At 46.7% G+C, this 24,333-nt stretch carries 18 protein-coding genes; 10 read left to right on the top strand and 8 right to left on the bottom strand.

Features of this window, described 5'->3' with window-relative positions; all coding sequences use genetic code 11:
• Positions 1–149: 149 nt before the first annotated feature.
• Complete coding sequence (locus tag OL444_RS21935) at positions 150–278, bottom strand: hypothetical protein (RefSeq protein ID WP_264729704.1); 129 nt, start codon at positions 276–278, stop codon at positions 150–152.
• 373 nt (positions 279–651) lie between these two features.
• Between OL444_RS21935 and OL444_RS21930 the strand changes: the two genes are divergently transcribed.
• From OL444_RS21930 to OL444_RS21920, 3 genes are all read left to right on the top strand, one after another.
• Positions 652–2,913 carry a S41 family peptidase gene (locus OL444_RS21930; RefSeq protein WP_264729705.1) on the top strand — a complete coding sequence of 754 codons (2,262 nt, stop codon included), beginning with the start codon at positions 652–654 and terminating at the stop codon, positions 2,911–2,913.
• A gap of 166 nt (positions 2,914–3,079) precedes the next feature.
• Complete coding sequence (locus OL444_RS21925; protein ID WP_264729706.1) at positions 3,080–3,535, top strand: hypothetical protein; 456 nt, start codon at positions 3,080–3,082, stop codon at positions 3,533–3,535.
• Between the two features lie 126 nt (positions 3,536–3,661).
• Positions 3,662–5,377, top strand: coding sequence for a peptide MFS transporter (locus OL444_RS21920; RefSeq protein ID WP_264729707.1), 1,716 nt, complete (start codon positions 3,662–3,664; stop codon positions 5,375–5,377).
• Between the two features lie 17 nt (positions 5,378–5,394).
• Here the strand turns inward: OL444_RS21920 and OL444_RS21915 are convergent, their stop codons facing one another.
• Complete coding sequence (locus OL444_RS21915) at positions 5,395–6,711, bottom strand: hypothetical protein (RefSeq protein WP_264729708.1); 1,317 nt, start codon at positions 6,709–6,711, stop codon at positions 5,395–5,397.
• Between the two features lie 14 nt (positions 6,712–6,725).
• Entirely contained in the window at positions 6,726–8,108 is a 1,383-nt protein-coding gene (locus OL444_RS21910; protein ID WP_264729709.1) for an aminopeptidase P family protein, read from the bottom strand.
• Between the two features lie 475 nt (positions 8,109–8,583).
• Between OL444_RS21910 and OL444_RS21905 the strand changes: the two genes are divergently transcribed.
• The 3 genes from OL444_RS21905 to OL444_RS21895 all read left to right on the top strand — a co-directional run bounded on the left by OL444_RS21905 (position 8,584) and on the right by OL444_RS21895 (position 12,446).
• Complete coding sequence (locus OL444_RS21905) at positions 8,584–9,075, top strand: hypothetical protein (RefSeq protein ID WP_264729710.1); 492 nt, start codon at positions 8,584–8,586, stop codon at positions 9,073–9,075.
• 109 nt (positions 9,076–9,184) lie between these two features.
• Entirely contained in the window at positions 9,185–9,676 is a 492-nt protein-coding gene (locus tag OL444_RS21900) for a hypothetical protein (protein ID WP_264729711.1), read from the top strand.
• 76 nt (positions 9,677–9,752) lie between these two features.
• Positions 9,753–12,446 carry a TonB-dependent receptor gene (locus OL444_RS21895; protein WP_264729712.1) on the top strand — a complete coding sequence of 898 codons (2,694 nt, stop codon included), beginning with the start codon at positions 9,753–9,755 and terminating at the stop codon, positions 12,444–12,446.
• 28 nt (positions 12,447–12,474) lie between these two features.
• Here OL444_RS21895 and OL444_RS21890 read toward each other — a convergent pair whose 3' ends face one another.
• From OL444_RS21890 to OL444_RS21875, 4 genes are all read right to left on the bottom strand, one after another.
• Entirely contained in the window at positions 12,475–13,035 is a 561-nt protein-coding gene (locus tag OL444_RS21890; RefSeq protein WP_264729713.1) for a hypothetical protein, read from the bottom strand.
• Positions 13,036–13,048: 13 nt separating this feature from the next.
• A complete protein-coding gene (locus OL444_RS21885; RefSeq protein WP_264729714.1) occupies positions 13,049–13,462 on the bottom strand; it encodes an LIC_13387 family protein in 414 nt (137 codons plus the stop codon).
• 67 nt (positions 13,463–13,529) lie between these two features.
• Positions 13,530–14,117 (bottom strand): Crp/Fnr family transcriptional regulator, encoded by a 588-nt coding sequence (locus OL444_RS21880; protein ID WP_264729715.1) that lies wholly within the window; start codon positions 14,115–14,117, stop codon positions 13,530–13,532.
• Between the two features lie 634 nt (positions 14,118–14,751).
• Positions 14,752–16,095, bottom strand: a complete 1,344-nt coding sequence (locus tag OL444_RS21875) for a jacalin-like lectin (protein ID WP_264729716.1) — start codon at positions 16,093–16,095, stop codon at positions 14,752–14,754.
• A gap of 412 nt (positions 16,096–16,507) precedes the next feature.
• Between OL444_RS21875 and OL444_RS21870 the strand changes: the two genes are divergently transcribed.
• A complete protein-coding gene (locus OL444_RS21870) occupies positions 16,508–17,242 on the top strand; it encodes an ATP-grasp domain-containing protein (RefSeq protein ID WP_264729717.1) in 735 nt (244 codons plus the stop codon).
• A gap of 18 nt (positions 17,243–17,260) precedes the next feature.
• On the opposite strand, the gene OL444_RS21865 is transcribed toward OL444_RS21870, so the two are convergent.
• Complete coding sequence (locus OL444_RS21865) at positions 17,261–18,274, bottom strand: LacI family DNA-binding transcriptional regulator (protein WP_264729718.1); 1,014 nt, start codon at positions 18,272–18,274, stop codon at positions 17,261–17,263.
• A 345-nt stretch (positions 18,275–18,619) separates the two neighbouring features.
• Here OL444_RS21865 and OL444_RS21860 point away from each other — a divergent pair, with 345 nt between their 5' ends.
• Genes OL444_RS21860 through OL444_RS21850 form a run of 3 tightly spaced genes read left to right on the top strand, consistent with a single transcriptional unit; the run spans position 18,620 to position 24,313 of the window.
• On the top strand, positions 18,620–21,781 hold the full coding sequence (locus tag OL444_RS21860; protein ID WP_264729719.1) for a SusC/RagA family TonB-linked outer membrane protein: 3,162 nt from the start codon (positions 18,620–18,622) through the stop codon (positions 21,779–21,781).
• A gap of 43 nt (positions 21,782–21,824) precedes the next feature.
• The gene (locus OL444_RS21855; RefSeq protein WP_264729720.1) at positions 21,825–23,396 is read left to right on the top strand and encodes a RagB/SusD family nutrient uptake outer membrane protein; all 1,572 of its coding nucleotides are present in this window, start codon (positions 21,825–21,827) and stop codon (positions 23,394–23,396) included.
• Between the two features lie 26 nt (positions 23,397–23,422).
• A complete protein-coding gene (locus tag OL444_RS21850) occupies positions 23,423–24,313 on the top strand; it encodes a DUF5017 domain-containing protein (protein WP_264729721.1) in 891 nt (296 codons plus the stop codon).
• Positions 24,314–24,333 lie beyond the last annotated feature (20 nt).

Below are 24,333 nucleotides of genomic sequence, written 5' to 3'. Positions count from 1 at the left end.
ATTTTATTATAACAAATACTGATTTTTTTTGTTGCGGGGAAGACACAAACAATCCGCTTTAATGTTCCCCTGGTGAAAGCGGCTGCCACACCATCGTCTTGCCGCCGTATTACTTTTCTCTGTCCGGCTGCCAGCGCGGTAGCATCAAATCACTGCAGCCGGTGACAGGTTTTCAGGAGCGGGTTGTTCTGCCGTTGCTGATCCTGCACAAATACCACAGCAGGCACGGTATCAAACAGGTATATGATGAGGACAAACGGGCATATTAGTATGGTCATGGTTATGCGCGCATGATTTTGGCGCGATAGGTTTAAAAAAACAGCAATAAGCACGATCATCTTACTACTAATATAATCTTTTATATGCAGGATGGGCAGGGGATAAGTTGATAGCGGCATTTACCTCGACAAGAATGCAGACCGTCAGGAATATTTGTTCAATATATGCGTCTCCGTATGTGAAAATGAGCAGTAGTATGTTTGATATTCGCTGTGGTAGTCTGGTTGCTGAAACATGGGGTAGACCAAAAAATGACTTATGTCGTGATATCAATGTCAGTAACCGGATGATGAAATAGAAGGGAATGATTTTATCTGCAGCACTTATCCGTATATTCATTTTGATCAATTAACCCTGCAACATTTTATTGTTATGTACAAAACCCTATTCGCTTTTTTTCTATGCCTGACGACGTATGCTTGTCGGGCGCAGTCATCTCTTTATAATCTCAATTTTGAACAGGTAGATCCCTCAACAGGTTATCCGTTACATTGGGGGCTGGGTAGTATAACGGGAACGATCAATCCCGTGGAAGCCGGAGCTTTCCGTATAGACAGTACCGTGAGTCATCAGGGGCGTAATGCATTGCTGATTGACAGAAAAGGAACGGGATGGGTAGCTTGTTCCTATAAAATCAGCCGGGTATTCGCCGGTAAAAAAATACAGTTGAAGGGGTATCTGAAAACCGCACTGGAAAAAGGTCAGGCAGCGATATGGATGCGTATTGATGGCCGCGAAGGCAATCCGATTGCATTTAACAATATGGAGGATCGCATGGTAACTGGTACAACCGCATGGGAAGAGTACACAATAACGCTGAACTATGAGCCGGAAATTGCAGCGGATATTTTGGTGGGTGTGTTATTCATCGGTGAAGGTAAGGTATGGGCAGATGACCTGCGGGTTACGATAGACGATAAAGATATCTCAACGGCGGCCGTTTATCCGACTGTTGTGCCGCCTGCTGCATTAGATACCGCTTTTGATAAAGGCTCGGGAATAACAGCCATCCCGATAGCAAAAAAAGATATGACCAACCTGGTGAATCTGGGTCAGCTCTGGGGTTTCCTGAAATATTATCATGCGGGTGTTAATCGCGGAGAATATAATATGGATGCTGCTTTGTTTCGGGTGCTGCCACAGATCATAAATGCCGGCAGTAAAACGACAGCAGATAGTGTGCTGGAAAAGTGGGTAGATGGTTTTGGAAAGCCGGCGCCATGCCCTTCCTGTCAGTCTGTTACGACAGCAAAAAATGCCACGCAGCTGCCTGTATTCGGGCAGCTTTTTGAAACCGGCAATTTCCCGGCTTCTTTGCGGGAGAAGCTTATCTATATCAGAGACAACCGCGATACCGCTACCTTACATTATTACATCACCCACAACAGGTATATTCATAATCCGGAGTTCCGGAATGAAAAAAAGTACAGGGAGGCCGGGACCTATCCGGATGCGGGGATGCGGTTACTGTCACTTTACCGCTTTTGGAATATGATCCGGTACTTTTTTCCGGCCCGTCACCTGATAACGAAAGATTGGGATGGGGTCCTGCAAACGGCTATACCTGAATTCTGCCAGGCAACAGACAGTACGGAATATGTGAAGGCCTGCCTGAAATTGATCGGCCAGGTGGAGGACACGCATGCCAATATATGGCCGGGTAATAAGACGCTGGATAAAGCAAAAGGGGAGTGGATGACTCCCTTCAAGGCCCGGTTTATCGAAGACAAACTGGTGGTGACATCTTATTATAAGGATACTTTAGCCATCCGGGAAAGTATCTACATCGGTGACGTGATTGAAGCAATAGACGGCACGCCTGTTCAGCAACTGGTACAGCGTTATCAACCACTGACGCCCGCCTCCAATAGGGAGCGGATGTTACGGGATGTGGCAAATAGTACGGGATGGCTGCTCCGGGGCCAGTTACCGCAGGTACGCGTGAAAATCCGGCGCAATGGTAAGACTGCTGAGGTGCTGATCCCCCGTATACGCCTGGCGCCATTCATGTGGCAGGGGGATGGGAATGAAAGAAAGGTGGCAGTGGGGTATAAACTACTGCCAGATAACATTGGCTATCTCTATCCGGCCAACCTGAAAGATCCTGACCTGGATAAGGTCAAAAAACTGCTGGGTAATACCCGTGGAATCATTATTGACCTGCGTTGTTATCCGGGTACCTTCATGCCGCATACCTATGGGGAGTGGTTTAAACAAAAGGTTACCCCTTTTGTACAATTTACATATGGCAGTGCCGATCGTCCCGGGATGTTTTTTAAAGGAGAATATGATAAGAACGGAGGTGCAGGAGAGGATCACTATAAAGGTAAGCTGGTGGTGATCGTTGATGAAAATACCCTGAGTCAGGCGGAATATACGACTATGGCTTTTGCTTCGTGTGCAACAGTGATTGGTACGACAACGGCAGGTGCAGATGGGAATATATCCTTCATTACATTACCGGGCGATGTGAGAACAATGATCTCCGGTATAGGCATTTTATATCCGGATGGTACAGAAGCCCAGCGTAAGGGGGTGAAAATAGACCGTATCGTGAAACCTACCATTGCTGGTATCAAAGCGGGGCGGGATGAGCAGCTGGAAGCCGCCATACAGCTTATTGAGGGGAAGTGAGTTCCTGATAATAATATAAATCATCTGCTGATAAAATAAGCAGGTTTACATAATTAAAACCTTGTAACATCTATTGTTGCAAGGTTTTTGTTTTTTAAATAGTAAAATTGTGAAAAGATAGGATGGTGATGGAATGAGTTTAATATCAGAATAGATTTATCTCCCTATGACGCTACTGCATAAAACGGATGAATACTTCCGGAAAAGGTTGATCTGGCAGGCTACAAAACATAATTTGCCGGCTGCTTATTCCTTCTTGTACGATGATCTGCCTGAGGCTACGAAAACATACCTGGCTGCACAAATTGATATGGAATCAGCGGGCATCCCGGTATTGTTCTTTACTACACCCAGCCAGGAATGGACGTTGCTCTGTACGCGACAATTAATTGGATATAACCAGGGCGTGTACGTGCTTCCGCTGAAAGAGATAACGTTTATCACATCGAAAAAGCGGACATCCCAATTAGCAGGAGATAGCCGGCTTCCCAAAGGTGAATGGCATGAACTGGAGGTCAAAGATCAGCAGGAGCAGATTTTTTTATTTCATGCACATAAGGGAGGTGAATTTTTTGCCTTGTGGAACCTTCTTTTGATGATGCGCCGGTTTAATCAGGAATAACCTAACCAACCTCACTTTGGTTAAAATGAACGGACAGGCAGTTAATTATTGCAAATACATATCCGCTAAAGCAGTGCATATTTGAGATGGTACCCTGGTTGAACAGGGTATTGAAAATATAGCACTATGCCTGATTCCCGTCTACTACCTCATCCCAAAGGTCTGTATATCCTGTTTGTTACTGAAATGTGGGAGCGCTTCAACTACTATGGCATGCGCGCGGTGCTGATCCTGTTTATGACCAAAGCGTTGCTGTTCAGTAAAGTGTTTGCCGCCAACCTGTATGGCAGCTATACTGGTCTTATCTATCTGACACCTTTGCTGGGCGGCTATATAGCAGACCGTTACTGGGGTAACAGGCGATCCATCATTATCGGTGGTATTGTGATGGCGGCAGGGGAGATGGTACTCTTTGTATGTGCCTCCTTATTTCATACCTATCCGCAGTTGTCGTTGCTGCTCTTCTTTTGCGGTCTGGGCTGCATGATTGCCGGCAATGGGTTCTTTAAACCGAATATCTCTTCCCTGGTAGGACAACTCTACAGTGAAACGGATAAGCGAAAAGATACGGCCTATACTATTTTTTATATGGGTATTAATACCGGTGGCGCCTTAGGCCCTATTATCTGCGGACTTACCGGAGATACCGGCAACCCGGCCGATTTCAAGTGGGCATTTTTAGCCGGTGGCATCAGCATGATCATCAGCGTGATCGTGCAGGTAGTGTTTCATCACCGGTATGTAAAAGATCCTGCGGGAAATGTACTGGGCCTCACGCCGGAAGATGCGCCGGTAAAGCTGCTCCGGCCATTGCTGACAGTGGCAGGTTTGGTACTGATTACATTACTGATGATCGGTTTATTATACCTGGATGCAGCGGTGATCAGTTACCTGTCGTATTTCCTGGTGGTAGTCGTGATCGTGATTGCGGTGATTATCCTGCGTGATCCCTCGCTCTCCCGGGTGGAGAAGCAGCGGATTCAACTGATTTTTATCATTTCCTTTTTTGTGATCTTCTTCTGGGCAGCGTTTGAACAGGCAGGCGCTTCGCTGACTTTTTTTGCAGATGAACAAACGGACCGACAGCTGGGCTGGCGTATACCCGTATGGGGTATACAACTGGGCGCTGTAGGGCTATGGTATCTGTTATACCGGTTGTACCGGAAAACCCAAAGACAGCTTGCTGCAGCAGCAGATCGTTTGCTGCGCCATACCGTATATGGATTGCTGGCAGGTTTGCTGACAGGCATCGTAGGTATACAGGTGTACCTGCTGGTACAAGGCAACAGCGTTTTCCCGCTGAACGAAATTCCTCCCAGTCTTTTTCTTTCCCTGGGCTCTATCTATATCGTGCTTTTTGCCCCTTTCTTTGCCTGGCTGTGGCCGCGTTTGGGAAAGCGTGAACCAAACGCTGTTGTGAAGATGGCAATAGGATTGTTGTTGCTGGCATTAGGATATCTGTGGATTACCTTCGGCGTAAAGGCGATTACGCCCGGTGCCAAAGTAAGTATTATCTGGATTACCGGCATGTATGCTTTACATTCCTTCGGAGAGCTATGCTTATCACCGATCGGGCTTTCATTGGTGAATAAACTATCGCCACTTAAATTTTCCTCCTTACTCATGGCTGTATGGTTCCTGGCAACAGCGGCGGCCAATAAATTTGCCGGTGTATTAAGTACGCTGTATCCGGAGCAAGGCAGGATCACGGCTTTCGTGGGGTATCCCATCCGGAATGCCTATGACTTCTTCCTGCTTTTTGTGGTGATGGTAGGAGCAGCAGCAGTGTTGTTACTGCTGCTGTCCAAAAGATTATCTGCGATGATGAATGGTCGTCAATAAATGGTCGTCAGGAATAGTTATTCCGCGTGATGGGCATTGATCAGGTCTGTTGGTGTAATTTCATTTGTCAGCAAACGCCCGAAGCTTTCCCATCTATCTGAGAGTTGGTTACCTTTTTCGGCTGCTGCAATATAATTCCTGATGAGATCCTGGCCGTAGTTGTAATTGATCACATAGCTACGGTTCTTTTTGATGAACTGCAGCCCTTTAGCCGCTGCTTCCTGATTCAGCAGGGTATAGTTCAATAGCCATTGTGTTGCTGTGGTGTCAGACATGCTGCCATTCAGTAAGCCGCGGCCCACTTCATTGCGGGCATAGTTGAGCTGTCCTTTGATAGCCAGCGCCTGGAAGTAGGTGTCTATCCCGGTAGTATCCAATCCTGCCAGTGGCAATAATACATTTTTGGTAAACGTATTTTTCTCCGTTCCGGGGAAAGCGATTTCTATGCCGTAGTTGGCGCTGCCCTCTGCAATCAGCGACTGCGGGCTGAATAACGGATATAACGATATTTCCGGCCAGCCTTTATCGTGATACAGGTTTTTTTCCAGCAGCATATTATACACATGATGTCCGGGATAACCTTCGTGGCAGCCCAGATCGATTGCTTTCTCGATAAAGATCTGCAGGTCGGCGCTGATCTGAATGAGGCTCACATAATTGCCTTTGTACCAGTTGTACCCCATCCACGGTTTACCGGAAACATATTCCAGGGTAAAGTTTTCCGTTGCTGGTAAGGCATAATGCTGTAAGGTACGTCTGCGGGCCTCTGCAATGGCCGCCTTGAAAACAGTATCCAGCTTATCTTTCGGGATGATGAAACGGTTGGCCAGTTGTTGGAAACGATCCTGCACGGCGCCAGGGCCGGGCAACAGCCTGTTCAGTTCCGCTACGAGCGACTGATAATGTGTTTCAGGATAGGTGGGTGCTACCACATCAAACAGTTCCTTTGATTCTGTATCAAAATCGCTGTATTCGCCGGAGAATATTTTTATGCGTCTGCTGAAAGCAGTAAGCTGACGTCTCATCCAGTTGGCCCTGATACGGATAGTATCTGTTTGGGTGGTATCCGCTACCTGTTGTAAAGCAGCTTTTAAGGCAGTTATTTCCGTCTGGAAACTATCCTTGGGGAAGGTGGCCTGCCGGGTAAGTGGCTTTAAGGAATCCGGGCCGTAATAGGCATCTACAAAATCCGGGTCATATTGCCCGATGTTTAATCCCAGCCGTACATACTTTTCTGCCAGGAGGTGTAAAGGGTGCTGACCGGTGTTATCACTTTTACGGGTATTACACGCAAATAAAAATAAAACGGATACGAACAGTAATTTGTTTTTCATGTATAACAGGAGATTTATAAAGAAGCGATCAGGTTTTCAATTTCAGTAGCGGTGCGGGCAAAAGGACGACCCAATAAATGGCTGCCCTCCGCGGTTACCAGGAAATTGTCTTCCAGTCGTATTCCCCCGAAGTTACGGTAAGCGGCTAATTTTTCATAGTTGATAAAGGAGGTATGTTTACCAGCTGCCTGCCAGGCATCTGTCAGTAAGGGGTTGAAATAGATGCCCGGTTCAACGGTCAACACAAATCCTGCTTCCAGCTCCCGGCCCAGGCGGAGAGATTTTAATCCGAATGCGGTACTTTTCTGCAGGGTATCTGTATAACCTACATAGGCTTCTCCCAGATTCTCCATATCATGTATATCCAGTCCCAGCATATGCCCTACGCCACAAGGAAAGAACAGTGCGTGCGCGCCGGCGGCTACGGCTTCCCGTGGGTCGCCTTTCATCAACCCTAGTGCAGTCAGTCCGGCTGCTATCTGCTCACAGGCCAGCAGGTGAATATCTTTAAAACGTATGCCTGGCCGGATCGCATCTGCTGCTGCCTGGTAGGACTGGTATACAATGTCGTAGATGTCCCGCTGGGCGGTCGTGAATTTTTTATCGACCGGATGGGTGCGGGTAAGGTCGCCGCAATAGCGCATTGCATTTTCTGCACCGCAGTCGCATAACACCAGCTGTCCTTGTTGCAGTGGGGTGTGGTGCGGGTGGTTATGGAGAAACTGACCGTTGGTAGTAAGAATCACCGGAAAAGAAATATGGCCGCCGGCGGCAATCGCTACGGCATGTAACTGACCGGATATCTCCGTTTCTGTAACGCCGGCAGCTGCCAGCTGCATAGCTTTCAGCTGCATGTCGATGGTGGTATTGACAGCTATTTCTATCTGTTGTATTTCTTCTGTGGTTTTATAGGAACGTTGGGCAACGATGGCTTTTATCAGCTTCACCGACACACGCTCCGGAATCTGGGCGGCAGGTATATCCAGCCAGCTGCTCAGTTTAAGGGTAATATCTGCTCTGTAGGGTGACAGAAAATGAATGGTTTGTTTGTTGCCTGCCAGAAAACCGGGTAGCTGGGATAAAGGCCGTACGTCTGCAATACCGGCCCTGGCAGCCTGCGATACCAGCGAATCTACTGATCCTGTCCACACGATATCTTCGACGGTACTTTCGTCTCCAAATAAAATCTCCCGGTTGTTATCTGCATCAATAATAAAAGTCAGCCCTGGTCTGTCGATACCTGCATAATATAAAAAGCTGCTATCCTGCCGGAACGGATAGATATTGTCTTTGTAGTTCATACCGGTATCGTCGTTGCCGGGCAATAAAATGATGCCGCTTCCGATGGCTGCTTGTAAGCCACTTCTCCTGTCGATGTAAGTTTTTGCTGAAAACATACGGGTGATTTTAAAATAGTTATGGGATACTTTGGGTTTAAAAGTACTCCACAAAAGCAGATAATCAGTCAGGTGGTTAAAATGGGCAGACAGATGGTTAATTATTGCAAAGAAAATTACCCGGGATGGTGAAAGTGATCGTGTTACAGCAAGCAGGCGCCAGGTGCCCATCTATAAAAAGTTCCTTTCTACAGAACAAAAGCAGACATCTACCTAGTACAGCTACCCGGTGCGAAATACCTGCCTTATTTTTAAGCTGATCATCTCAGGTAAACGATCGTAAAATGATAAAAATTCCTGTTGTGCCGACTGTTGTTTTTTTGTAGATCCCTTCGTTTTCCAATCAGTACATAGCTGCTATTCCCCGGTTTAAAAATGTGATGATTTTATGCGCTGATGTTTATCCTGAATGTACCTGTGCCATCGAAAAACAATTCCTGTACTTAATATTTCCTTCACCAAAATCATCAAACTTATGAAATGTCAACTAAAGAAAATGGTAGCGTTGCTGCTGCTTATCGCTGTTTTTATCGGGAGCAGCAGTTTCGTAAAACATGAACCGAAAGCGCCTCCGCCGGGTAACAGTCAGATCGCCTTTATCAACTACACCCTGCAGCAGGTAATAGTAGATATTATCATAAAGGATGGGGGTGGAACAGCGGCTGCTACGCTTTATCGCTGGACATATAGTGTGCCGGCGTGGGGCGTACAGTATACGCCGGCCATTCCCCATGATTGCACAATAGGTGTCTGGAGTCCCTATCTGTATATACAATGGAGAGTCGCTACACCATTGAATAATGGTTCTCACAGATTTACGGACCCTAATGGACAACCGATATTCGGTTCGCCGGATGGATGTAAAGGATTGGGTTCTTCTGCCACCAAAGGTGGCACCGGAAATCCTTTTGGCTATGGTTGCGGGCAATATACCTATGAACTGTATGGGAGTAGTGGTTGTCTGTAAATGTCATAGATACCATTATTTATCCTGATACACCGGTAAAATAAACCGGTCTGTCAGCGTGAAAAAAATTCCTGTATGTAATCATTCCTTCACCAAAATCATCAGACTTATGAAATATCTTTTAAAGAAAACAGTGCTACTATTGTTACTTGCCACTGTTTTTATCGGTAGCAGCAGTTTTGTTGAAAACAAACGGGTACCTCCTCCGCCGGGGACCAGTCAGATTGTTTTTGTCAATTATACCCTGCAACAGGTAATTGTAACCATCGTTGTCAAAGAAAGCGGCGTACCTAATGCGCCTACATTATATCGTTGGACTTATAGTGTGCCCTCCTGGGGTGTACAGTATACACCGGAAATTCCGCATGATTGTACCATAGACAATCGTACTACCTTTTTTTCTGTGGATTGGAGAGTAGCCACGCCAATAACCTGGGCCTCTCATAAGCTTACAGATCCTAACGGGCAACCGGTATTTGGTTCAGTTGATGGGTGTAAAGGACTGGCTTATTCCACGGTTAGAGGAGGCAGTGGAGACTATTTTACCCGTGGTTGCGGGCAATATACGTATGAATTGTATGGAAGTAAGGATTGCCAGTAACCTTAGATAGGTATACATGGAAAAGGAAGAAATCAGCCTCGTTACTCATTTCTTCCTTTTTCATCATTTCAGATGAATGACCATGCTAACGCGTCGCAAAAAAAAGTATGCATTGCTCCTGTTGCTGCTGGCTGTTTCCTTCCTGACCTATGCACAGCAAGGAATGGTAACAGGTCGTTTAGCCGATAGCGTTAACCATCAAAATTTACAGAACGCTTCTATCTTTCTTTTCCATGCAGCGGATACCTCTTACCGTGCTATGACCGTAGCCGGAAACAACGGGGAGTTCTCCCTGAAAGATCTCCCCATGGGTATCTTTTTGCTGGAAGTCCGCTTTCAGGGATATCAAAAGTATACCAGGGAAATTGTGCTTACCAAAGACCAGCTACTATTTGATGCGGGCATCCTGTTTATGGCGGTACAGATCAAAGAACTGGATTCTGTCACTATCACATCGCCACCGATTGTGATTAGAAAAGATACTATTGAATATCATGCAGGCAGTTTTAAAACAGGTCCTCATGAGAAGGTAGCCGCCTTACTGCGGTTGCTGCCAGGTATTCAGGTGTTGCCCAACGGAAAGATACAAGCCAACGGGCAGGATATTCAACAAATACTGGTAGATGGCCAGCCATTCTTTGAGAACAGTCCGAATGCAGTACTACAGGTACTCCCCGCTGAAATGATCCATAAAGTAGCGGTATATGATGCTGCCAGTGAGGTCAGTCAGTTTACGGGCATACCCGATGGACAAAAAACAAAAACCTTAAACCTGACGATTAAGCGTAACCGGCGTAACGGCACTTTCGGACAAGCCGGTGTGGCTGGCGGCAGTGCAGATACTTATGGTGTCGGGGTGCAACTGAACCACTTTAAAAACAACCGGCAATTGTCTTTTGTCGGACAAGGCACGAACACCAATGACCCCGTTTTTACAGCAATGGCGCAGGATCCGGCCAGTACGGATAATGGCATTACCACTAACCGGAGTGGCGGAGTGCATTATCGGGATAAATGGGGGCCACATACAGCTATCAATGGTGGTTATACCTATACAAACGAGCAGATGCTGCAGGAGCAGCAATCCGCCACACAGTACATATTTCCACAGGAGGCGGCGACGTATCAGGAGCAGCGCAGCAAAGGCTTGTCAGATAACAGCAGGCATGTCATCCGATTTAATATGGAAACACTGTTCGATGCCAATAACCGGTTAACCATCCGCCCTTATATCAACTATGCACAAAACGAAAATTTTGCTGCACAGCAAAGCGCACTGACTGGCGGCAAAACAATGCCGGGAGATACGATGTATACAGCTACCTATCATACCAACGGGAAAAGCAATACCAGCAATGCTGCCATCAAGGCGATGTTTGTGCATAAAGGCAAGAACGGACGTCGGGCTTTATCTGTTGCCATGGATATGTTTTACAATAAAAATAATACAACAGCAGACAACTATTCACTTAATCAGTATTGGCAGCCTGCTGCCCATACGGATACCCTGCACCAGCGCCGGCAGATAGCGGCCACACGGGCACAGGTGAAAACGGATATCACCTATTCAGCGCGTATCGGAGAAAAACAATCCCTGCTGATGCAGTACAGCTACAAATATGAAACAGGTAAAAATGCTACAGACGTCTGCGGGTATGATGAAAAATGGCAGCAATACCTGATCCGGGACAGTACCCAAAGCAACCGCTTTAAAAACCAGGTACAGGACCACGAGGGGAGTATCAGCTATCAGTTAACCCAGGATAAATATATGCTGCATATCCGTGCTGGCTGGCAATCCCGGCAACTGGTCAATAATAACCTGCTTACCCATACGGATATACGAAAGAATTATCTGAGTGTTATACCCCGGGTAAGCTTTCAGTATAATTTTTCGGAGATAACCAACCTGCAATTCAATTATGATGTGGTACCGCGGCAGCCGGCATTGGAGCAATTGCAACCCACTATTGCTACGGTAGATTCCCTACGTATTATGAAGGGAAACCCTGATCTGAAACAAGTGCAGGTGCACAGCTTTTCACTCTCTTATCAGCATACGGATGCCATCAAGCAAAAAATGTATAGTGCCACGCTGGGAGCCAGCATGAATAGAAACGACATACAATATGCCGTTACACAATTGCCCAATGGTGTGCAAATCATGATGCCTGTTAATGTGAATGGCGCATATAGTATAGTGGGTAATGTCAATTATGCATTTCCTGTCAGCAGGTTAAAATCAACCCTCCAATTTACTGCAGGTATCGATTATGTCCAAAATAAGACGATCCTTAATGAGCAGGATGTGTACACCCGCAATATAGCCCTGCAGGCAATGGTGAGCCTGCAAACGAACATTTCGCGTGCGTTGTCCCTGACACTGAGTGGCAATGCCAGCTATCATATGCTGACTTACACGCCGGCATCTACCGCAACCATTCGCTATTTTACGGGCAATGTTTCCGGTAATGTGAGGTATACGCTGGGAAAAAGCTGGCAGTTGTTGTCAGATTTTAATGTGGCCTATAATAGCAGCGTGCAGACAGGTGGGCAGCACTGGATACCGATGGTGTCTCCTGCTGTAACCAGACAATTGTTTAAGGATAAGTCGGGAGAGCTGAAGTTGCGTGTTTTTGATCTGCTGAATCAAAATACCAATATGTTCATCTCCGTGGACAATAACAGGATTCAGCGTTTGAATACCAATACCCGGCAACGGTATGTGATGCTTTCCTTTACCTATAACTTTCAGCGGTTTAGGAAATAACAGTGTAGTATCAGGCGCTTAATGGTCATTATAACAAGTACACCAGCAGCCCAATAAATAAGATACCCACGATGAAAGGCGTGATAAAAACAACCAAACTGATCATCATCCAACATAAAATGCTGCGATGGCGCCTGGGTTGATTGCTTAATACATTGCGTAATGCCGGTACAGACAATTGGTACATATCCTGTTTAGATAATCCGCAGGTGAGGGCATTGTGCATGGTGAGTCCTCGCCGGAAAGACTGCAACGTACTTTTAGGATAAAACAATACGCCCAGTCCCATCGCCCAAAGTGCCATGATCCAGATGACATACACGTTCCCCCAGCCGCCGGCCGCTATTTCCCAGGCGGAGATGCTGCTTTCTCCTTTCCAGCTGGTATCATAACCGGTAACAATATGGTGGATGTCATGTAAATAAACATGTTTACGCCTGCCTGCGGTATTGATCATTGGAATAGAGAAAAATCCAAATTTTATCCAGGCAAATTTTTCATAGGTGCCCCCTTCTTCGCCATACTGGTGTTGCTGGTAGAAGTCCTGGAGGGCCTCTTTTACGGTGGGAGATGGTAACATGGCGTTCATACTTTATTACTTACTACATGTACATTAAAATGGCCGCCACTATAAAACAAAGCCATGCTGCGGCCAGCAATAGAAAAACGGTTTTGAACCAGTATTTGCCGGCTACCCAAGCATAAAAGCCGATGATAAGCAGGGTCAATACCGCAAAGAAAGGATCTGACTGTAACAGGCCAAAGTATTTGTAGCCGATATAACAATTGATCATGCCTAAAAAGATGGCGCCACTGCTGTGGGTAGCATTAAAACCAATCCAGGAAGGCCACATCGTTAATTTATCTGTTAAAATAAGGGGAGTCGCCTGCATGTCGGCTATTAATTGCTCATCGCGTGGATGCATGGCCTTCGAAAAAAGCGTGCCCCGGAGATGGAGGAGCCCCATCAGGGCGATCATCAATGAACCTGCTTGCCATAGGTACTGTGCTATCATGTGTGCCGTTTTACAGCAGTAAAGGTCTATCGGAAAAATAACAATTTCATTCACCTGGGTGAAGAAATTACCTGCTTTCAAAAATTCTTTTGCGGATGCGGCTGAGGGAAGGCGGTTTTACGCCTACAAAGGAAGCGATATGGTATTGGGAGATGCGTTGCTGCAGTTGAGGATATTCTTCTATGAATCGTTGGTAACGTTGTTCCGGGGTGTCTGTATAAAAGGAAGCCAGATCTTTTTCCAGTTTTATAAAGGCCATGCCCAGTACTAACCGGCCGATTCTATCGCCTGATTGAGTATGGTCAAAGATGTACTGAAAGTCTTCATAGTTGGCTACATGTACCGTTGTATCTTCTAGCGCCTGTATGATTCTGGTAGAGGGAGCCTGTGTAATAAAGCTTTCATAGTTGCAGAGAAATCTTTTTTCATGCAGAAAAGAAAAACTTCTTTCCTTACCATCCTGATTGATGTAATAACGCAGTAATCCGGATTCCACGAGTCCCATATATTTGCAGACTTGTCCTTCCTGCAGAAAAAAATCGCCTTTCCGGTAATGTTTTACCTGGAAGCGATGCAGATATATTGCTTTATCAGCTTTGCTGACAGGGCCCAGCTGTTGAAGCGTATCGATCAGAAAAGATCCGGTTGTTGCCATTGCCACTTTTTCGCGAAACTAATACAAATTCCGGCGAAGTAAAAGTGGGGTAGGTGTGAATGTTACAGGAAAAAGTGCTGGTGCATCTGCTATGCATGCGGCAGCCTTATCAGGAAGGCGTTAGATAAAGGCTTTTATGGAGGATGATCCCTGCTTTCTGACCGTTGACTAAATATCTGCTACCATTGGTTAGGCATTTTTGGGGTAGATGACTACATGGTCTGATTTACTATCTCATCTTAACATCATATCAAATGAAAAAGAAAAGCTTACTGCTGACCAGGAAATTATTGCTGGTTAAAGGAACCGTTTGCAATCTTAATATATCTGATAGGGGAAAGATACAAGGAGGTGTCACACAGCAGGACGAGGGACGTAAAACAGGTGATTGCGTAACTTATGGAAGTGTATGTATTACCATGCTACAAACGTGTACCAATGAATTAGGATGCATAGATACCATTCCTTATCCCCGCGGTGTTTGTTGAATGCCATGATGGTCGGTATAGGAAGCAGTTTCCATTTTATACAAACGGGAAAAAATACAGCAGCCGTTTGAAAGGCTGCTGTATGGTATTTAATGGGCTGCTTTATAGGGTTTCATTTTTAGCTGTGTCCCGGCTAACAGGGATGCCTATCCGAAACTGACATTTAAAGCAGTGATAACCATCGTAGTACCGCCACTGGCTAACGGTACCTGGCTGGTATTTCCATTAAAAGCGATGATACTTTGCCCGGAAGGCGCCGTATAACTAAATGATGTAGTAGCGGATACATTATTCAGATGGCCGAATGGGCCGTAGGTATGGCCCGCACTGGTTTTAACAGAGAGTTGCGCCACCACTTCCCAGCCAAACCAGATACCGGTATAGCCATACACTTCGGTGATCAGCTCACCGGAGGAAAGCTGAATGGTATTGCCATTACCGCCGTTCCCACCATGTTGCAGCAGTCCCAGTATGTTTTCTGTACCATTGGATACCCAGCTATTGGTGGCCTGCAAAGAGTCCAGTACGTCGCCGCCGCTGACAGCCAGCGTGGTGATAGGCGGATTGCCGGCTTTGCCGGCAATGGCGCCGTCGTTGAAAGACGAACCAGGAACACCGTAGGCCAGCTGGTATAATAATATTTGCTGCCCCTGTTCAAATTCATAGTTGTCGGAGTTCAGCCGCCATTGCGTGATGTTGTTGTAAACATACGATTGGTTTTGGTATTTGAATCCCTGTTGCGCCTGATCGTAGGCATTGGTAGCATTCTGATAGTTGGATTCGAATTTGGCGCCGTAGGCCATCAGCAATGGATTGATGCCAATGTTGACAAATGAACTGACATACGTGAAACCAGAATAGAGTTGCAGGTTGACGATATCAAAACAGCTATTCATGGTGGCTACATCCAGGTTGCCTACTTCTGCCGGTGAAAAACTCAGGTACAGGTAAGAGCTGGTATTGGTGTCAAAAGCCTGCCGGATGGCCGTGAACAGCATACTGAATTGCTGCCGGGTGATAGCAGATGCAAAACTTCCTTCCCAGTCTATATCCAGCCCGTTCATCTGATTGGCCACCAGGTAATTTTTTACATTGGTGGCAAAATTAGCGGTCGCAGTTGGCCACTGATCCGGATTGGAAGAAAATATCTGGGAGAGGTTATCCGTATTGTAGTTTAAGGTGGCCAGCAGCTTTACGTCTGCATTTTGCGCACGCGCATCCTGTATGGTATATTGTAAATACTGCGCGGTCGTGGAGCCATCCGGGTGAACGGTGGTGGCGTTGCCGATATCAATCGTGTAATATCCCTGGTTATCTGGTATGACGGCGAAAAAACAGATCAGCACCATATCTGTGTTCTTATATACGTTATTGTTCACGAGGGATTGATAACTACTATTAACAGTCGTGTAGCCGGTGCCTTTTGGTTCATCCTCATCCAGGTAAATCCAGGCATTTACACTTTTGGAGGGAATAAGGGGAGTTGCCATAATAGTGGGGTTTTAATGTGATAGGATAACACAAAAGTAACTATTAACTGGTGGCCGCCACCCGTGAAAATCCCCGTATTACAGCAATGGATGTGACAGGCAGCCTAAGCGAAGCCGGCAGCGTGGAAATGGCGATGGTTTTGTAAGTAGAGGTATGGTGGTATCGTAATAGCAGCAGGGTTGCAGATTTTAATTCAGCGGCTGCTACGCATGGATGATACATTATACGGCTGATAGTGCTATAGTGAAAGTTACCATTTCTACGGGATCATGTAGTTGCCGGGAAATTTTGATGAATGCCATTATTCCCTTTTTTCTGGTTCGTATATCCCACAACGTAAGTGATGAATCCCCTGAAAAAATAATCCGGAATTTCGTTCGTCTTAATATCTTTAGGCTTTAATTCGCCTATATGAAAGTTTATATTCACAAGGGCTCCGATGGAGAGTGCGCTAATGTAAATGCCTTTGTTGCGCTGGATGGATTTCGTCAGTTGGGATGGGAAATACTGTTTTATCAGGATATCGCACAGCTGAAGGAGCAACTGCCGGAAGAGGTGGTGGTAGGCGGAATCAGTGATATAACTAAAGCCCTGGCACATTTTCAGATAACACTGCCAGCTCCGCTGGATTATCCCTATTCGCTTCATCCGTTTTTAGGAAGACAACTATGGCCATCTACCCTGCATACCTTTGCCAAAGAAGCGGGCGGCCAACCTGTTTTTATCAAGCCCATGAACCGGTCTAAAGCCTTCACCGGTAAACTGATTACTGCCGAACGTGATTTGATAGGCTGCTACGACTATCAGGAAGATATGGATATCTGGTGTGCGGAACCGGTGAAATTTCTCAGTGAATGGAGATGTTTTGTAAGGTATGGTCATATCCTGGATGTCAGACGATACCGGGGCGATTGGGAATTACATTACGATGCTGCTGTGATAGCCGCTACGTTGCAAAGCTATACGTCGGCGCCCAAAGCTTTTGCACTGGATTTCGGTATTACGGATAAAGGAGAAACACTGCTGGTAGAAGCCAATGACGGATATTCACTGGGAGCATACGGACTTAATAGTTTAGACTACGCGAAGCTGTTGTCCGCCAGGTGGGCAGAGCTGACAGGCAGTATTGATTTTTGTGATTTTTAAATAATGACGGCAGCAACATCAACTGGAATTACGCACAATCAATTCCGTTTTCAATACCCTGATAATGTTTTTCCATTCCGAAACATCGCGGTTGATCTGGTCTATCAGCAACTGTGCCGCCGTTTTGCCTATTTCTTTTACCGGTTGCGATACGGTGGTGAGGGAAGGCTCAATAAGGCTGGATGCAAAGTCATTACTAAAGCCTGTTACGGCAATGTCTTCGGGTATTTTTAATCCTCTTTTCTTGATGACCTGAATGGTCTCAATAGCGGTAGGATCACTGATGGCAAAAATGGCATCCGGTGGTGCCGGCAGGTTTAGAAGATGATTGACATAGATGTGTACCATATCGATGTTCAGGTCATAGGGAATGACCAGGCTTTCATCATACTCAATATTATTTTTTCTCAACGCAGCTTTGTATCCGTTCAGTCTTTTCTGGCTGATCATTAAGGAAGGTGGCCCGGATAAATGCGCAATCCTTTTCCGGCCTCTTTCAATCAGGTGGCTGACTACCCGGTAAGCACCATCATAATCATCCACTACTACTTTGGGGGCATCCATTTCATCACATACCCGGTTGAAAAATACAATGGGAATACCTTTCCGCTGAAATATCTTTAAATGATCGAAATTCCTGGTTTCCTTTGTGATAGATACCAATAAGCCATCTACCTGGTTGGCCAGCATCACTTTGGTGTTAGCCACCTCTGTTTCATAGCGCTCATTGGACTGGCAGATAACCGTGTTGTAGCCGGCTTTCCCTGCTTCTTCCTGCGCTGCAATCGTGACGGTGGGAAAATAGGAACTGGTAAACTCCGGTACGATAATACCGATCGTATTTGTCTTACGGGTAATGAGCCCGATGGCCAGCATGTTGCGCTGATAGTCCAGTTTTTCTGCCAGCTCCAGTACCAGTTGCCGCGTAGTGGCATTAACGCTGGGATGACCGGTCAACGCCCGCGAAACGGTTGATTTGGAAAGCTGAAGTTCCCGGGCGATATCTACGATGGTTACCTGGTGTCGCTTCATGGATGTTCGTTTAGGCGATAAAGGAACGAAATAATTTCAGTATTGGGAACATTCCCGGTTTATGGGAACATTCCCAATGATAAAACAATTACTTTTTTGTTTTAAGGATAATAATAAGTTGTAATCTTTGATACAGGAAATTCGCACGATATGAAAAAAACAGCTATTCTTTGGCGTGTCAGCGCCAGCTATTGCTATCCCTGTATGCTGATGCCAGCCATCAACTGAATGATTATTTATAAAGGACCAAAATCAACAACGCTTTGCAGGCCGTAAGGCCATTGCCGGATATGACAACGGTACCGGCATGCAAATGCATCATGATCACTAAAACATGTTGGGGGTATGCATGAAAATACTTTTTTACCAGTAAGGTATCTCTTACGCCTGTTTTTTATCCTCTTCACCGCATTGCCTGTAATGGCACAGCAGCAGCCGGCTAAATCCGGTGCACAGGTGATTACCGGCATCGTAACGGCTACCGACCGTACGCCGCTGCCAGGTGTCACTATCCGGATAAAAGGGGGCGTACAATCGGCTATCACCAATGAAGCCGGCAGGTATCAGTTGAGCGCAGATACAGCTGCTACACTCTTATATTCCTATGTGGGATATCTTCCCAAAGCCGTCAAAGTAACTGCCGGCAGAAATGTATACCATGTCACACTGGAACCCACCGTAAAAGGGCTGAACGATGTAGTGGTAGTAGGCTATGGCACCGTAAAGCGGAAAGACCTCACCGGCGCCGTAGGAGAGGTGAAAATGGCCGATATGGCAAAGGCACCCGTGTCTTCCTTTGAAGAAGCGCTGGGTGGGAGGGTGGCCGGCGTACAAGTATCTGCCGGCGATGGCCAGCCGGGATCGCCCATGAACATTGTGATCCGCGGGAACAACTCCGTTACACAGGAAAATTCTCCCTTGTATGTGATCGATGGTTTTCCGGTGGAAAATCCGGCCAACAACATTTTTAATCCGGAAGAAATAGCCTCCATTGAAGTATTGAAAGATGCTTCTGCCACAGCTATCTACGGCGCCCGGGGCGCCAACGGAGTGATCATGATTACTACCAAAAAAGGAAAAACCGGCGCACCGGTGATTACCTGGCAAACATGGATGGGATTTCAGCAAAACCTGAAAAAACAGGAGATGATGAATCCTTATGAGTTTGTAAAATACCAGCTGGAACAAAACAATACGCTCTATACACCCATCTACCTGAATAATGGAAAAACCCTGGAAGACTACAAACAGGAAAAAGGAATCGACTGGCAGGACCTTGTATTCAGGAATGCATTCCAGCAAAACCACAGCCTGTCGATGAGAGGCGGTAATGAGAAAACCACTTATGCGGTTTCCGGCTCCCTGCTGAACCAGGATGGTATTATCATCAATAGTGGTTTCAGACGTTATCAGGCAAGACTGGCACTGGATCAGCAGGTGACCTCCCAGGTGAAGGCCGGTATCAATGTGAACTACACCGGCACCAAAACCTATGGCACAGTTGCCAATACAACACCCACAGGTCCTACGGCCAGTCTGATGTACAGCATCTGGGGATACAGGCCTGTTACCGGTAATGCCGGCCGGGATGCTTCCCTGACAGACGAACCTTTTGATCCGGATGTAGACCCGATGGGCGAATACCGCATGAATCCCATCATCTCCACGCGGAATGAGTATAATCCGGTTTTCAACCATACGATCATGGCCAATGCCTATATCGATTATAAGCCGGCCCGGTATTTTACGCTACGGATTTCCGGCGGTATCACCAAAGAGGCTATACGAAAAGAACTGTTCAACAACTCCAACACCCGGCTGGGCCATCCTAAAAGCAGTACGCTGGGCGTGAATGGGGGGATCAGTCAGGGGGAAAAAACAAACTGGCTGAATGAAAATACGCTTACGTATGCGCGGGTGTTTAATAAAGCCCATAGTCTGAATGTAGTGGGAGGCATGTCTATGCAAAAGGTATCCCTATACAGTTATGGTTTTACCGCTTCACAGCTGCCCAATGAATCGCTGGGCATGAGTGGGTTGGATGAAGGAATTATCACGACAGGACCCACTGCTAAATCATCGAATGCATTGATGTCTTTTCTGGGTCGTGTGAACTATGGATATAAATCGCGGTACCTGTTTACCCTGTCCTTTCGTGCGGATGGTTCTTCGAAATTTCCCGCGGCTAACCGATGGGCTTATTTTCCGTCAGTGGCAGTGGCATGGCGGCTGATAGAAGAAGGTTTTATGAAAGACCTGCCATTTTTGTCTGAAGCAAAAATCCGTGCAGGTTATGGCATGACAGGAAATAACCGGGTACCCGATTTTGCCTATCTGTCGGCATTGCAACTATTTCCCTATTCCGGCTACAGCTTTGGCAATTCCCCGGTACAGGGCATTATTCCCGGCAACCTGGGATATCCCGGGCTGAAATGGGAAACCACCGGGCAAACAGACATCGGACTGGATCTCGGTTTTTTAAATAACCGGATTACCCTTACGGCAGATTATTATAGGAAGAATACCCGCGATTTATTGCTGAATGCCACGCTGGCGCCTTCTTTGGGTTATCTCAATGGTATCCGGAATATTGGGAAGGTGACGAATGAAGGTATAGAGCTCACCTTGAATGCGCAGCCTGTCCAGCAGAAAAAATTTACGTGGTCTACCAGTTTTAATATCTCCTTCAACCGGAACAAGGTATTACAGCTGAATGAAGGAGAGCCCAGCTATGCTTCGCGGATCACCTGGGGGAATTTTAATAATGCCTATCCTTATATCGCTATTCCCGGTCATCCGATTGCGATGTTTTATGGATTCCTGTTTGATGGTATTTATCAGTACAGCGACTTTAATAAATCGGGAGAAAGCGGATACGTACTGAAAGACAACGTACCCAATAACGGTAGCCCCAGATCGGCTATCCAGCCGGGTTATATCAAATTCAGGGATATTAACGGCGACGGCCAGGTGGATAATAATGATCAGACCATTATTGGTAATCCCAATCCGGTGCATACTGGTGGGTTCTCGAATAATTTCACCTATCGGAACTTCGATCTGCATGTCTTCTTTCAGTGGAGTTATGGTAATGATATCCTGAATGCCAACCGGATTGAGTTTGAAAATGGAGATGTCAACAGGCCGTTCCTAAATATGTTTGCCTCCTATGCCAACCGCTGGACACCGGAGCATCAAAGCAATACCTTGTACAAGGTAGGTGGCCAGGGGCCGCTGGTTTACTCTTCCCGCACCATTGAAGATGGTTCTTACCTGCGGTTGAAAACAGTGGCACTGGGTTATAACTTCCCGGCCGTAAGATTGAAACCAGTTAAAATAAAGTCCTGCCGCATCTATGCCGCTGCGCAGAATCTGTTTACCTGGACCCGCTACTCCGGTCTGGATCCGGAAGTTTCGGTCAGACAATCTGCTTTAACACCGGGCTTCGACTGGTCGGCCTACCCTAAGGCCCGCACCCTCACTGTCGGCCTGGATCTTACGTTTTGAAGCAGCGATGCGGAAACATTTACAGCCACTAAAATCAACACGGATGAAAAAATATATCATCTCCCTGATTATACTAACAGGTTGCATACTACCAGGGTGTAATAAATTCCTGGATACGAAACCGGAGGATTTTGTGACGCCGGAATTTTACTACAATACCGAAGCTGACCTGGAACGCTCGCTGAATGGGGTGTACAACAGATTAATAGATACCTATGGCAGAATGTATGCGCGGGGTTTGTTCAGTTTCCTGACCATCAGCGACGAATTCTTTTACAAAAATGTTTCGACCAACAATGTCCGGGTAATGGATTTTGATGCCGGCCAGCTGGACGTCGGCAAGTTGTGGGAAGTTGCCTACCAGGGTATCGACCGGGCCAACCTGTTGCTGGAGAATGTGCACCGGCCTGCAATGGACGAAACAAAAAGAAATGCCATCAAAGGACAGGCGCTTTTTTTGAGGGCTTATTTTTATTTTGTGCTGGCAGATAATTTTGGTGCGGTGCCTTTGCGGCTTACTGCCACTAAATCGTCCCTGGAGCCCATGCAGGGCCGTGCTCCCGTAGCGGCAGTATATGCTTCCATTGTGGCCGACATGAAGGCTGCGCTGCCTTTGGTGCATGATATCCGTACTTATACCAGCAATGAAAGAATTACCGCCACTGCTGTAGAGGCAGTACTGGCACGTGTGTACCTTACAATGGCCGGCGCGCCGCTGTATGAGACAGCCCGGTATGCAGATGCGCTGACCTGCACCAATAACGTGATCAAATCGGCCCGGCATTCACTGAATACCAGCTATAGCGCCATATTCATCAATCATTCAAAAGATATCAATGAACCGGGTGAATGCATCTGGGAAATCGGGATGTACGGCAATCAGCAAGGGGCAGCCCAGCTGGCCGGCGGAGTGGGTATTGAAAACGGATTGGAATGTCCGGATGATAATATTGGTTACTCCGGCGGAGGGGTACATCCCACCGCCCGGTTATTCAACCTGTTTGCACCGGACGACCTGCGCCGCGATTGGGCTATTGCACCCTATCGTTATGCGATAGCTGCCGGTGTTACCAGCCGGGTGAGTTATACCCCTGCGCAGGTATATGACCGTACTGCCGGCAAATGGCGGCGGGAATATGAAACCTTGGTACCTAAGAACAGGTTATACAACGGCACTAATTTTCCTGTAATCCGGTATGCAGATGTGTTGCTGATGAAAGCGGAAGCGGAGAATGCGGTAAATGGTCCGGATGGCGAAGCCTATGAAGCGGTGAATATGGTGAGAAGGAGAGCTTATGGAAAGTTACCAGGTACCCCTGATGCAACAGCAGATCTGCCTGCCGGTTTGAGCAAAGCGGATTTTCTCTTGCAGATCCAGGATGAACGGGCAAGAGAACTTTGTTTTGAAGGGCTGCGGAAACATGACCTGATACGCTGGGGATTATATCTTTCAAAAATGCAGTCACTGGCCACAGAGATTACAGCTACGGCGCCCGCTGCCTGGAAATATGCTGCCAGCGCCGCCAAAAATGTAACCGCCCGTAACCTGCTGTTCCCGATACCCACGACGGAAACAACGATCAATCATCTGGTTGAACAAAATCCGGGATGGTAAACAACTGACCTGTAAATGTATGTACTATGCGAAACTTATTATGCCTGTTGGTATGCGTAGTGGCAGGAGTAGCCTGCAGTAAGGAAAAGGTACCCACGCCTTCCCTGGAAGTAACAACAGCTGCCAGCACCTATAAAGCCGGAGAGATGATTACTTTTAACCTGACCGGGGATCCGGATAATATTACCTTCTATTCCGGTGAACCGGGACATCACTACGATTACCGCTATCGTACCCGCGCAGAGAATGACCTGCAAATAAGTTTTAAGACGTTGGTGCAATTCGGGAAGATATACCCGAACCTGCAACTGCTGGTATCTGCTGACTATAGAGGAGAAGCGGATACCGCTAAAGTAAGGGCAGCTACCTGGAAAGATATTTCCAGCCGTGCTGTATTCTCTGCCGGACAGGATAATACAGCTTCCGGTACCATCAGTTTAAAGGCATTTGCTGATCCGAAAGACTCAACGGCACGGCTATACGTAGCATTCAGATATACAGATTATAAGAAGACACAGGGCCAGAACCGGTGGGTGATCAGTGCTTTTGATGCCGGCAACGTTTCGCAGGAAGGTATGGTATCACCGCTGGCCACCATGGCTACAGCCGGCTGGCAGGCGATTGATTTCAGGAATAAGGAAACAGGCTGGATGATTTCTGCCACGCGATTACTGATGCCGGCAGCAGGGAAGGAGGCCGATGATAATGAAGACTGGATCATCAGCAAAGGTTTGGACCCCGGGTACATCAAACCCGATGCGGGCGTGGCGATAAAGAATATTAGTACGGCACTGCCGGTGTATAAATATACCTACACCAGGCCAGGTAGCTATAAGGTAGTATTTGAGGGAGCCAATGTGCGTTACAACGGTGCACAACGTACAACAAGAGAAATTACATTAACAATCACTCCCTGACAATAATACCGGGGATAAAA

It is taken from the genome of Chitinophaga nivalis (genome assembly GCF_025989125.1).
Lineage (GTDB): Bacteria > Bacteroidota > Bacteroidia > Chitinophagales > Chitinophagaceae > Chitinophaga > Chitinophaga nivalis.
Note: the sequence above shows the minus strand (reverse complement) of the source record. Positions and strands in the feature narration are given on the sequence as shown.